6 protein-coding genes and 3 rRNA genes are annotated in these 12821 nt (G+C 64.0%); 6 read left to right on the top strand and 3 right to left on the bottom strand.

Translation table 11 applies throughout. The features are described 5' to 3' along the window. Nucleotides 1-5: 5 nt before the first annotated feature. On the bottom strand, nucleotides 6-647 hold the full coding sequence (locus tag AC3IPY_RS17600) for a TetR/AcrR family transcriptional regulator (RefSeq protein WP_489185563.1): 642 nt from the start codon (nucleotides 645-647) through the stop codon (nucleotides 6-8). Nucleotides 648-1359: 712 nt separating this feature from the next. Between AC3IPY_RS17600 and AC3IPY_RS17595 the strand changes: the two genes are divergently transcribed. From AC3IPY_RS17595 to rrf, 3 genes are all read left to right on the top strand, one after another. After that, nucleotides 1360-2886 (top strand): 16S ribosomal RNA (locus AC3IPY_RS17595). A 476-nt stretch (nucleotides 2887-3362) separates the two neighbouring features. After that, nucleotides 3363-6467: ribosomal RNA gene (locus AC3IPY_RS17590) — 23S ribosomal RNA — on the top strand. A 231-nt stretch (nucleotides 6468-6698) separates the two neighbouring features. After that, nucleotides 6699-6815: ribosomal RNA gene (rrf, locus tag AC3IPY_RS17585) — 5S ribosomal RNA — on the top strand. The 16S, 23S and 5S rRNA genes sit together here, the layout of an rRNA operon. Nucleotides 6816-6947: 132 nt before the next feature. On the opposite strand, the gene AC3IPY_RS17580 is transcribed toward rrf, so the two are convergent. Together AC3IPY_RS17580 and fdhD are read right to left on the bottom strand one after the other, a co-directional pair. Then, nucleotides 6948-9254, bottom strand: a complete 2307-nt coding sequence (locus tag AC3IPY_RS17580; protein WP_489185562.1) for an FdhF/YdeP family oxidoreductase — start codon at nucleotides 9252-9254, stop codon at nucleotides 6948-6950. Further along, entirely contained in the window at nucleotides 9251-10093 is an 843-nt protein-coding gene (gene fdhD, locus AC3IPY_RS17575; RefSeq protein ID WP_489185561.1) for a formate dehydrogenase accessory sulfurtransferase FdhD, read from the bottom strand. The genes AC3IPY_RS17580 and fdhD overlap by 4 nt, the downstream gene beginning before the upstream one ends. A 143-nt stretch (nucleotides 10094-10236) precedes the next feature. Here fdhD and AC3IPY_RS17570 point away from each other — a divergent pair, with 143 nt between their 5' ends. The 3 genes from AC3IPY_RS17570 to AC3IPY_RS17560 all read left to right on the top strand — a co-directional run bounded on the left by AC3IPY_RS17570 (nucleotide 10237) and on the right by AC3IPY_RS17560 (nucleotide 12795). After that, on the top strand, nucleotides 10237-11232 hold the full coding sequence (locus tag AC3IPY_RS17570; protein ID WP_489185559.1) for an NAD-dependent epimerase/dehydratase family protein: 996 nt from the start codon (nucleotides 10237-10239) through the stop codon (nucleotides 11230-11232). Between the two features lie 94 nt (nucleotides 11233-11326). Next, nucleotides 11327-12316 carry an arginase family protein gene (locus tag AC3IPY_RS17565; protein ID WP_489185558.1) on the top strand — a complete coding sequence of 330 codons (990 nt, stop codon included), beginning with the start codon at nucleotides 11327-11329 and terminating at the stop codon, nucleotides 12314-12316. After that, nucleotides 12313-12795 carry a SixA phosphatase family protein gene (locus tag AC3IPY_RS17560; RefSeq protein WP_489185557.1) on the top strand — a complete coding sequence of 161 codons (483 nt, stop codon included), beginning with the start codon at nucleotides 12313-12315 and terminating at the stop codon, nucleotides 12793-12795. The genes AC3IPY_RS17565 and AC3IPY_RS17560 overlap by 4 nt, the downstream gene beginning before the upstream one ends. Nucleotides 12796-12821 lie beyond the last annotated feature (26 nt).

Here is a 12821-nt window from a genome sequence, read left to right as displayed (position 1 = left end):
GCTTTCTACGAGAGGGCGGATGTCGGTACTGCGGGTGCGGGGAACGGGGACGCCGGCTCGGCGGGCGCGTCGGCGGCGAAGCCGTGGAGCAGGAGCGCGCTGATCTCCTCGGCCGGCACGATGTCGCCGCCGGTGATGAGCGGATGCGTCATCGAGAACGTCGCGTAGCGGATGAACTGCGCGGCGCGGCGCGGCGTCACGGTGAGCTGCTCGCGATGGGGCAGCAGCACGTCGGTGATGGCCTGGATGACCGGCTCGTTGTCGGGCGGTCGGCGTTTGGCGTTCTCTGGTGCGCGGTCGTGGAATCCGAGGATCGCCACGAGGGCGAAGATCTGCTCGGTGCGATGCCGCGTGAGTTCCACGATCTCGCGGATCACCTCCTCGAGCGGCGCCCGATCGGAGATCGCCCTGACGGCGTCGACCATCGAGGTCGACTCGACGTGGCGATGGATCGCGGCGTGGATGATCTCGTCCTTGTCGTCGAACACGGAGTAGAGCGTGCCCTCGGCGACGCCGGCGGCCTTCGCGAGCTGCTTGCTCGTCACATCCCGCCCGTACTGCACGAGCAGCGGGATGGCGGCGTCCATGATCGTGGCCCTGCGCTCCTCGCGGCTCAGGGCCTTGGCCCGGCGTGGTTTCTCGGTCATGCGAGGAAGTGTAACTGAATGAGCGCTCACTCAGAAGCTGACGGCGTCGATTGTCGTTCGCCCTGGGCGGACCGCGCCGCGGGCCTTCGAGCTCGTCAGGCGGATGTCTCGTGCGGGTCGCTGTGCGTGTGCATGTCCGTTGGCATGGAAATTGCGGGTGGTCTGGGTTTTGTGGTGGTGGGGTTGGTGCGACACGCCCGGGATGTGGGTTGGATTTGTGTGGGTGGGGTGGGGGCTTGTAGATTCATACATGTCGCCGCGGCGGTCAGGGAGAAGCGGAAAGCTTCGGTCTGGTTGCTGGGTGAAGATTCTAGCCAAATAACCTCGTAGGCGCGTTTGCGACTCGGTGATTTCAAGTCTAGGATTGAACTTCTCACCTTCCTTGTTTGTCTGGCCTTTTGGGTTGGGTTTTCGGGGTGCTGTTCTTGCAGGGCCGGTTGGTTTTGTTTGGGTGGTTGTGGTGGTATGGTTGACAGGTTGCCCTGAAGGTCGGGCCCGCGGTTGGCGGGTTGTCTGTGTCGGGTGCGTCCGTTTCTTGAGAACTCAACAGCGTGCACTATGTTCAATGCCAATTTATTGAACCCCAGCCTGTCCCTTTTTTGGGGTGGGTATGGATTCCTTTGATTGATGGATAATTTGATTTTTAGAAGTCAGTTGTTTCTCTGTCAGTGAACAAACTCCTCGATGCCCTTTGGGGTGTTGGGAACCATTTTTTTTGGAGAGTTTGATCCTGGCTCAGGACGAACGCTGGCGGCGTGCTTAACACATGCAAGTCGAACGATGAACTTGGAGCTTGCTCTGGGGGATTAGTGGCGAACGGGTGAGTAACACGTGAGTAACCTGCCCTGGACTCTGGGATAAGCGTTGGAAACGACGTCTAATACCGGATAGGACCTCGAACCGCATGGTTTGGGGTGGAAAGTTTTTCGGTCTGGGATGGACTCGCGGCCTATCAGCTTGTTGGTGAGGTAATGGCTCACCAAGGCGTCGACGGGTAGCCGGCCTGAGAGGGTGACCGGCCACACTGGGACTGAGACACGGCCCAGACTCCTACGGGAGGCAGCAGTGGGGAATATTGCACAATGGGCGCAAGCCTGATGCAGCAACGCCGCGTGCGGGATGACGGCCTTCGGGTTGTAAACCGCTTTTAGTAGGGAAGAAGGGCTTCGGCTTGACGGTACCTGCAGAAAAAGGACCGGCTAACTACGTGCCAGCAGCCGCGGTAATACGTAGGGTCCGAGCGTTGTCCGGAATTATTGGGCGTAAAGAGCTCGTAGGCGGTTTGTCGCGTCTGCTGTGAAATCTGGAGGCTCAACCTCCAGCCTGCAGTGGGTACGGGCAGACTAGAGTGCGGTAGGGGAGAATGGAATTCCTGGTGTAGCGGTGGAATGCGCAGATATCAGGAGGAACACCGATGGCGAAGGCAGTTCTCTGGGCCGTAACTGACGCTGAGGAGCGAAAGCGTGGGGAGCGAACAGGATTAGATACCCTGGTAGTCCACGCCGTAAACGTTGGGCGCTAGATGTGGGGACCTTTCCACGGTTTCCGTGTCGTAGCTAACGCATTAAGCGCCCCGCCTGGGGAGTACGGCCGCAAGGCTAAAACTCAAAGGAATTGACGGGGGCCCGCACAAGCGGCGGAGCATGCGGATTAATTCGATGCAACGCGAAGAACCTTACCAAGGCTTGACATGACCGAGAACGCCGCAGAAATGTGGAACTCTTTGGACACTCGGTTACAGGTGGTGCATGGTTGTCGTCAGCTCGTGTCGTGAGATGTTGGGTTAAGTCCCGCAACGAGCGCAACCCTCGTCGCATGTTGCCAGCACGTAATGGTGGGAACTCATGTGAGACTGCCGGGGTCAACTCGGAGGAAGGTGGGGATGACGTCAAATCATCATGCCCCTTATGTCTTGGGCTTCACGCATGCTACAATGGCCGGTACAAAGGGCTGCGATGTCGTAAGGCGGAGCGAATCCCAAAAAGCCGGTCTCAGTTCGGATTGAGGTCTGCAACTCGACCTCATGAAGTCGGAGTCGCTAGTAATCGCAGATCAGCAACGCTGCGGTGAATACGTTCCCGGGCCTTGTACACACCGCCCGTCAAGTCATGAAAGTCGGTAACACCCGAAGCCGGTGGCCTAACCCTTGTGGAGGGAGCCGTCGAAGGTGGGATCGGTGATTAGGACTAAGTCGTAACAAGGTAGCCGTACCGGAAGGTGCGGCTGGATCACCTCCTTTCTAAGGAGCAACTCAGAGGCTTTCGGGTTTCTGCAGTGCAGACCAGATCAGGTCCTTTGTGGCTTGCTGGTTGCTCATGGGTGGAACATTGACATAGGTGCTCGTTTGAATGGTTTCGGATCTAGTACGCCTCGCTTTTGTGGGGTTGGAATGGTTTGGTGCCGGCCGGGCGGGTGCATGCACGCTGTTGGGTCCTGAGGGACCGGACGAATCCTGGTGCTTCTTCGGAAGTGTTGGGGGTGATGGTTTCTTCAGACCTTCGCCGAGATCAGCTGTGTGCTGGTGGGTGTGGGGGTTCTGGCCGTCTGTTGAGAACTACATAGTGGACGCGAGCATCTTAGAAGCAGGACTTCGGTTCTGTTTCACAAAAGGTGAAGCGTTGGAGAGCATGCCTTCGGGTGTGTTGTTCGGCGTATTCACTGGTCAATTTCTCCGGCACTTCGGTGTCGGATACGAATTCGATCGAACTCATGTGATTTCAAGTTTCTAAGAGCAAACGGTGGATGCCTTGGCATCTGGAGCCGAAGAAGGACGTCGTAATCTGCGATAAGCCTCGGGGAGCTGATAAACGAGCTGTGATCCGAGGATTTCCGAATGGGGAAACCCCGCCAGGCCCTTTGGGTGACCTGGTGACTCCCGCCTGAATATATAGGGCGGGTAGAGGGAACGTGGGGAAGTGAAACATCTCAGTACCCACAGGAAGAGAAAACAACCGTGATTCCGTAAGTAGTGGCGAGCGAACGCGGAAGAGGCTAAACCGGTCATGTGTGATACCCGGCAGGGGTTGCATGGTCGGGGTTGTGGGACCTTTCGGGCTGATCTGCCGATCAGTCACGGTGACGCGTCAGGTATAGACGAACCGCATTGAAAGGCGGACCGGAGTGGGTGTGAGTCCCGTAGTCGAAATGCCTGGCCGGCCGGAGAGGTATCCCAAGTAGCGCGGGGCCCGAGAAATCCCGCGTGAATCTGTCAGGACCACCTGATAAGCCTAAATACTCCCAGATGACCGATAGCGGACAAGTACCGTGAGGGAAAGGTGAAAAGTACCCCGGGAGGGGAGTGAAATAGTACCTGAAACCGTTTGCTTACAAACCGTTGGAGCACCCTTGTTGGTGTGACAGCGTGCCTTTTGAAGAATGAGCCTGCGAGTTAGTGATATGTGGCGAGGTTAACCCGTGTGGGGCAGCCGTAGCGAAAGCGAGTCTGAATAGGGCGATTCAGTCGCATGTCCTAGACCCGAAGCGAAGTGATCTATCCATGGCCAGGTTGAAGCGACGGTAAGACGTCGTGGAGGACCGAACCCACTTCAGTTGAAAATGGAGGGGATGAGCTGTGGATAGGGGTGAAAGGCCAATCAAACTTCGTGATAGCTGGTTCTCTCCGAAATGCATTTAGGTGCAGCGTTGCGTGTTTCTTGCCGGAGGTAGAGCTACTGGATGGCCGATGGGCCTCAACAGGTTACTGACGTCAGCCAAACTCCGAATGCCGGTAAGTGAGAGCGCAGCAGTGAGACGGTGGGGGATAAGCTTCATCGTCGAGAGGGAAACAACCCAGACCACCAACTAAGGTCCCTAAGCGCGTGCTAAGTGGGAAAGGATGTGGAGTTGCACAGACAACCAGGAGGTTGGCTTAGAAGCAGCCACCCTTGAAAGAGTGCGTAATAGCTCACTGGTCAAGTGATTCCGCGCCGACAATGTAACGGGGCTCAAGCACGCCACCGAAGTTGTGGCATTGACATTGATGGTAGGCCTTCGTGGTCCAGCCGTGTTGATGGGTAGGAGAGCGTCGTGTGGGCAGTGAAGCGGCGGTGTAAACCAGCCGTGGAGGCCACACGAGTGAGAATGCAGGCATGAGTAGCGAAAGACGGGTGAGAAACCCGTCCTCCGGAAGACCAAGGGTTCCAGGGTCAAGCTAATCTGCCCTGGGTAAGTCGGGACCTAAGGCGAGGCCGACAGGCGTAGTCGATGGACAACGGGTTGATATTCCCGTACCGGCGAAGAACCGCCCACATGAAATCAGGAGTGCTAAGCATCCCAAGACGCGTGGATCCCTTCGGGGACGATCGTGAGGCGGCATGCGACCCCATCTGGTGGAGTGAGCGTATTAACAGGTGTGACGCAGGAAGGTAGCCCAACCCGGGCGATGGTTGACCCGGGGCAAGTGCGTAGGCCGAGCGATAGGCAAATCCGTCGCTCATGATGGCTGAGACACGATGCGGATAAAAAGTGGGTGATCCTATGCTGCCGAGAAAAGCATCGACGCGAGGTTCTAGCCGCCCGTACCCCAAACCGACTCAGGTGGTCAGGTAGAGAATACTCAGGAGATCGAGAGAATCGTGGTTAAGGAACTCGGCAAAATGCCCCCGTAACTTCGGGAGAAGGGGGGCCTAAGGCGTGAACCAACTTGCTTGGGGAAGCGCTGCAGGGCCGCAGAGACCAGTGGGAAGCGACTGTTTACTAAAAACACAGGTCCGTGCTAAGTCGCAAGACGATGTATACGGACTGACGCCTGCCCGGTGCTGGAAGGTTAAGAGGACCGGTTAGCCGCAAGGCGAAGCTGAGAATTTAAGCCCCAGTAAACGGCGGTGGTAACTATAACCATCCTAAGGTAGCGAAATTCCTTGTCGGGTAAGTTCCGACCTGCACGAATGGCGTAACGACTTCCCAGCTGTCTCAACCGCGAACTCGGCGAAATTGCAGTACGAGTAAAGATGCTCGTTACGCGCAGAAGGACGGAAAGACCCCGTGACCTTTACTACAGCTTGGTATTGGTGTTCGGTGTGGCTTGTGTAGGATAGGTGGGAGACTGTGAAGCTGGCACGCTAGTGTCGGTGGAGTCATTGTTGAAATACCACTCTGGTCACTCTGGATATCTAACTTCGAACCGTGATCCGGTTCAGGGACAGTGCCTGGTGGGTAGTTTAACTGGGGCGGTTGCCTCCCAAAAAGTAACGGAGGCGCCCAAAGGTTCCCTCAACCTGGTTGGCAATCAGGTGGCGAGTGTAAGTGCACAAGGGAGCTTGACTGTGAGACTGACAGGTCGAGCAGGGACGAAAGTCGGGACTAGTGATCCGGCAGTGGCTTGTGGAAGCGCTGTCGCTCAACGGATAAAAGGTACCTCGGGGATAACAGGCTGATCTTGCCCAAGAGTCCATATCGACGGCATGGTTTGGCACCTCGATGTCGGCTCGTCGCATCCTGGGGCTGGAGTAGGTCCCAAGGGTTGGGCTGTTCGCCCATTAAAGCGGTACGCGAGCTGGGTTTAGAACGTCGTGAGACAGTTCGGTCCCTATCCTCTGCGCGCGCAGGAAATTTGAGAGGATCTGACCCTAGTACGAGAGGACCGGGTTGGACGAACCTCTGGTGTGCCAGTTGTTCCGCCAGGAGCACCGCTGGTTAGCTACGTTCGGGATGGATAACCGCTGAAAGCATCTAAGCGGGAAGCCGGCCTCGAGATGAGATTTCCATCCCCATTGGGGGAGAGGCTCCCAGCCAGACGACTGGGTTGATAGGCCGGATGTGGAAGACAGGACTAACGACTGTCGGAGCTGACCGGTACTAATAAGCCGATAACTTGAAAACTCACTACACACACACGAAAGTGCATTCACGTAAAAGGCGTGTGTGTGGCCTGATGACTCGCGTCCACTCTGTGGTTCCCAACAGACGGAAACACATGTTCTAAATTCAATACAGAACAACACCCGAACACACGCCGGCACCGATACAGGTCACCCGGCAGGTGCGCGGGGGTTCACGAAACTACACACCCACCACCCCACAACACGGGTTGGTGCAGGATGTGGCAAGAGTTTCGGCGGCCATAGCGTCAGGGAAACGCCCGGACACATTCCGAACCCGGAAGCTAAGACTGACAGCGCCGATGGTACTGCAGGGGGGACCCTGTGGGAGAGTAGGACACCGCCGGACAACCATTACCAGGAAGGCCACCCCAACGGGGTGGCCTTCCTGCATTTAACGCGTCAGGCGACCGCGCGCTGCGTCGCGCAGATGACCCGTGGAAGGCCGCCCTCGGGCGGCCTTTCGGCGTTCGGCGTCATCTCAGGCGCGAGGCACCAGGCGGACGATCACGGCCTTCGAGACCGGGGTGTTCGACTCCTCGGCCGCGCTCTCCAGCGGCACGAGCACGTTGGCCTCGGGGTAGTAGGCGGCCGCGCAGCCACGAGCCGTCGGATAGGCGACGATGCGCTGATTCGGCAGCACGCGCTCCACTCGACCGGGCCACTCGCTGACGACGTCGACGCGATCGCCGTCGCCGAGGCCGAGCTCGGTGAGGTCGTCGGGGTGCACGAACACGACATCGCGACCCTTCTTGATGCCGCGGTACCGGTCGTCGAGGCTGTAGATCGTCGTGTTGAACTGATCGTGCGAGCGCAGCGTCTGCAGGATGAGCCGCCCGGCTGGGCGGTCGAGGTGCTCGAGCGCGTTCACGGTGAGCTCCGCCCTTCCGCTCTCCGTGTCGAAGCGTCGCTCGTCGCGCGGTCCGTTCGGCAGGATGAATCCGCCCTTGCGGCGCACGTCGGTGTTGAAGGACTCGAACCCGGGCACGACGTGCGAGATGCGATCGCGGATGAGGTCGTAGTCGCCCTCGAACGCCCGCCACGGGACATCCGCTCGGGTGCCGACCGTCGCAGCGGCGAGTCGGCAGACGATCGCGACCTCGGAGAGCAGGCCGGCCGCGACGGGCGGGATCGCGCCATGGCTCGCATGCACCGCGCACACGCTGTCTTCGACCGAGACGAACTGCGGGACGCCGCCCTGGAGGTCGATCTCGGTGCGGCCGAGGGTCGGGAGGATGATCGCCTCCTCGCCCGTGACCACATGCGAGCGGTTGAGCTTGGTCGACACCTGTACGGTCAGCTTCGCGCCGCGCATCGCGGCCTCGGCGACGGCCGTGTCGGAGATCGCGCCGACGAAGTTGCCGCCGAGGGCGACGAAGACGTCGATCTCGCCGTCGCGGAGGCCGTGCACCGTCTGGACCGCGTCGGCGCCGTGCTTGCGCGGCACCGGGAACGCGAACTCGCGTTCCAGTGCGGCCAGGAACCGCTCGGGCATGCGTTCCCAGATGCCCATGGTGCGGTCGCCCTGCACGTTCGAGTGCCCGCGGATGGGGGAGGCGCCGGCGCCGGGCTTGCCGATGTTTCCGCGGAGCAGCAGCAGGTTGACGATCTCCTTGATCGTCGAGACGGCCTTCTTCTGCTGGGTGAGGCCCATGGCCCACGTGATGATGACCCGATCGGCCGAGAGGTACTCGTCGGCGAGGGCGTCGATCTCGTCGACGGCGAGGCCCGTCGCCGCGAGCACTGCAGCCTCGTCGAGCCGGGTCAGGTGCGCGCGGAGATCGTCGAGCCCGTTCGTGTGCGCCTCGAGGAAGGCGTGGTCGAGCACGGTGCCGGGTGCGGCGGCCTCGGCGTCGAGTACCCGCTTGGAGACGGCCTGCAGCAGTGCCATGTCGCCGCCCGAGCGGATCTGCAGGAAGCGGTCGGCGATGAGGGTGCCCTTGCCGATGATGCCGCGCACGCGCTGCGGGTTCTTGTAGCGCACGAGCCCGGCCTCGGGGAGCACGTTGACCGAGACCACGCGGCCGCCGCTGCGCTTGGTCTCCTCGAGTGCGGAGAGCATGCGCGGATGATTCGTGCCGGGGTTCTGGCCCATGACGATGACCAGGTCCGCCTTGCCGAAGTCGTCGTAGGCGATCGTCGACTTGCCGATGCCGATCGTCGCGGTGAGCGCCGTGCCGGTCGATTCGTGGCACATGTTCGAGCAGTCGGGGAGGTTGTTGGTGCCGAAGGCGCGCACGAAGAGCTGGTAGAGGAACGCCGCCTCGTTGGACGCGCGCCCGCTCGTGTAGAACGCAGCCCGATCGGGCGAGTCGAGGGCGTTGAGCCGCTTCGCGATGAGCTCGAACGCGGCATCCCACGTGATCGGCTCGTAGTGGTCGGAACCCGCCGGCTTGTGGACCGGTTCGGTCAGGCGGCCCTGTTGCCCGAGCCAGTACTCGCTGCGGTCGAGCAGTGACGTGAGCGGGTTCTCGGCCCAGAACGAGCGGGGAACGGTGATCGGCGTCGCCTCCCATGTGGTCGCCTTCATGCCGTTCTCGCAGAACTCGAGCACGTTGCGGTGACCGGGGTCGGGCCACGCGCAGCTCATGCAGTCGAAGCCGTCGCGCTGGTTGATGGCCAGGGCCAGCCGAGTGGTGCGCGAGACGCCCATCTTCGCGAGGGCCGGTTCCATCGAGTGCAGGATGCCGGGCACGCCGACGGCCCATTCCTTCGGCCGGCCGACCTCGAGGTCGGGGTACGGCTCGGCGGATGGCGTCTCGGAACCCGTGCCGTCGCCGGGCGTCATGACCGGCCCGCCGTCGCCGGCTCGCCGATGCGTTCGGCGCCCGAGTAGACGACCATCGACGGGCCACGGAGGAAGCCGACCAAGGTGATGCCGGCGTCGCGCGCGTGATCGACGGCGAGGGACGACGGCGCGGAGACCGCCGCGAGCACGGGGATGCCGGCCATCGACGCCTTCTGCGTGAGCTCGAAGCTCACCCGGCCCGAGACCTGCAGGACCAGGCCGCGAAGCGGGAGCATGCCCTCGCGCGCGGCCCAGCCGATGACCTTGTCGACCGCATTGTGCCGGCCGACGTCTTCACGCAGCACGAGCATCTCGCCGCTGCGGCCGTCGAAGAGTGCGGCGGCGTGCAGGCCGCCGGTCTTCTCGAAGATCTCCTGGCCGGCGCGGAGGCGGTCGGGGAAGGCGACCAGGCGCTCCGCGTCGACGACGAGGTCGTCGTCGATCGGGTAGGCGGTGCGCGTGTGCACGGCTTCGATGCTCGACTTGCCGCAGACACCGCACGAGCTGGTCACGGTGAGCTCGCGCCGTTGCGAGGCATCCGGTGCGGAAACCCCCTGAGCAAGTGTCAGGTCGAGCACGTTGTAGGTGTTCTCGCCGTCGGGGCCGGCGCAGTGCATGGCCGAGGCGACCTGGTCTCCGCGCACGATGAGGCCCTCGGAGAGCAGGAAGCCGACCACGAGGTCCACGTCGTGCCCGGGCGTGCGCATCGTGACGGCGAACGGGGCGCGCCCGACGCGGATCTCGAGCGGCTCCTCGACCGCCAGGACGTCTTCGCGGCGGGCCGTGCCGCCGCCGACCGTGATTCGTGTGACCCGCGTCCGCGCGGTGAGCCTGCCCATACGTCCTGCCTATCACGCCGGGCATCGCCTGCGGGGTGAACGCAGACGAAGTGATCGGATCGGCGCGATCGCTTCGCCCGCGACGGGTTCGCGCTGCGTGAACACGCTGGGGCGCGGCATCCGCTCTGTGGTGGGATGGCGGGATGGAACTGCTCGTACTCGGCGGCACGCAATGGCTCGGACGCACGCTCGCGGCGGAGGGGGCGGCCCGTGGGCATCGGGTGACCTGTCTCGCGCGCGGCGAGGCGGGTGACGTCGCGGCCGGAGTCGAGTTCGTGCGCGCCGATCGTTCGAAGCCCGGCGCCTTCGACGGCGTCTCAGGGCGTGAGTGGGATGCCGTGATCGATGTCACCCGCCAACCGGGTTACGCCCGCGCGGCGGCCGCCGAGGTCGGTGGACGGGCCCGGCACTGGACGTTCATCTCGTCGGGCAACGTGTACGCGAGGCATGACGAGCCCGGCGCTGACGAGACGGCCGAGCTGCTCCCGCCGCTCGAGGCCGACGAGTCGACCCCCGAGACCTACGGCGAGGCGAAGTCGGCGATCGAGCAGACGTACCGCGAGGCGTTCTGCGAGAGGTTCCTCGCGATCAGGCCCGGGCTGATCGCGGGGCCGGGCGACGCGTCCGGACGCAGCGGTTACTGGGTCGCGCGCCTGGCGCGGGCGGCACGCGACGGCGGTCCGGTGCTCGTGCCCGACATCCTCGACGCGCCCGCGCAGGCGATCCACGTCGAGGACCTCGTGCGATTCACGCTCGACTCGGCCGAGCGCGGACTCGCCGGCGCCGTGAACGCGGTCGGCGACCGGTCGACGTTCGGGGAGTGGCTCGACGCCTCGAAGGCGGCCGCGGGGTACGACGGCGAGCTCGTGGCCGTCGACACGGCCTGGCTCGGCGAGCAGGGGGTGGCCGAGTGGTCGGGACCCGACTCGCTTCCGCTCTGGATCGCCGACCCCGAGTGGAACGCGTTCCTCGACCGATCGAACGCGGCCGCGAAGCGCGAGGGGCTGCGTCTGCGGCCGCTCGGGCCGCTGCTGGCCGAGACCCTCGCCTGGGAGCGTGGGCAGGGGCTCGACCGCGAACGCGGCGCAGGGCTCTCGGCGGATCGAGAGCGGGAGCTGCTGGCGCTGCTGCGCGACTGAGGGTCTGCACGATCCGCGCGAAGGTCTGGGATCGCAGACGACGAGCGCGACGGATGCCTCGTCCGCAGTCGGGTGCGATCGGTAGCGTTCAGGCATGCCGACCCTCTCGCACGACCCCGAATGGCCCCGAGCCGGAGCCTGGCCCGCGCTCGAGGAGGTGCCGGCCGAGGCATCCGTGGATCTCGCACTGCTCGGCGTGCCCGCCTGGCGCACCTCGCTCTCGTCGACGAACGCGCACGCGACGCCCGCCGCCGTGCGCGAAGCGCTTCGCCGGTACAGTCCGGCGCTCATGCCCGACCGATCTGGCGGCTCGGGCGGCTCGGGCGGCGGATCGGGAGTCGGCCGCGGCATCCGGGATCTCGCCGATCTCGTCATCGCGGACGCCGGCGACATCCAGGAGCCCGACGGGCCGGAGGGCGAGGCGCGGACGCGGGCCGCGGTGACGGGCGCGCTCAGCCGATCGCGCACGCTCATGGCGCTCGGCGGCGACAACTCGGTGACCGTCGCGACCGCGCTCGCCGCGTGGGGCGAGGACCTCGGCCGCGCGGGCCTCGTCACGATCGACGCGCACCACGACCTGCGCGACGGGGTCTCGAACGGCTCGCCCGTGCGCCGGCTCGTCGAGGCGGGCCTCGATCCCGCGCGCATCGTGCAGATCGGCATCGCCGACTTCGCCAACTCGGCCGCGTACGCCCGGCGGGCGGCGGACCTCGGCATCACCGTCGTCCACCGCGACGAGCTGCACCGTCACCGGCCCGACGAGGTGATGGCCGAGGCGCTCGCCATCGCGGGCGTCGCCGGGGGCCCGGTGCACCTGGACATCGACGTCGACGTCTGCGACCGTGCGGTCGCCCCGGCCTGCCCGGCCTCGGTGCCCGGCGGACTCGCCGCGTGGGAGCTGCGCGCGCTCGTTCGAGCGGCGGCATCCGACGCCCGGGTGCGCAGTGCCGACCTCGTCGAGATCGACGCGACGACGGATGCCGCGGACCAGCGCACGGTGCGCCTCGCGGCGCTCTGCGTGCTCGAGTTCGCCGCGGGCGTCGCCACCCGGGCGAGGCCCGAGGGTGGCAGACTCGGCGCATGAAGACGCTCACGCTCGTGCGGCACGCGAAGTCCGACTGGGGCGAGCCCGGACTCGCCGACCACGACCGACCGCTCAACGACCGCGGCCTCCGCGATGCGCCCGAGATGGGTCGCCGCATGCGCGAGCGCGGCGCGACGCCCGACCTGATCGTCTCGAGCACGGCGCTGCGGGCGCGCACCACGGCCGGCCTCATCGCCGAGGCACTCGGCCTCGACGCGGCATCCGTGACGCTGGACGACCGACTCTACGGGTCGTCTCCCGCGACGATCCTGCGGGTCATCGGCGAGCTCGACGGCGAGCTCGGGCGGGTCGTGGTCGTGGCGCACAACCCCGGCATCTCCGAGTTCGCGAGCGAGCTCAGCGGAACGCCGCGCGAGATGCCGACCTGCGCCGTGGTCGAGATGGACTTCGAGATCGACGAGTGGGTCGAGATCGAGTTCGAGGCGCCGGTGGACTCGCGGTTCGACACCCCGCGGTAGCCACCGCGATGGGGCGCGGTCGGGTG

This window comes from Agromyces sp. GL_144 (assembly GCF_057834305.1).
Note: the sequence above shows the minus strand (reverse complement) of the source record. Positions and strands in the feature narration are given on the sequence as shown.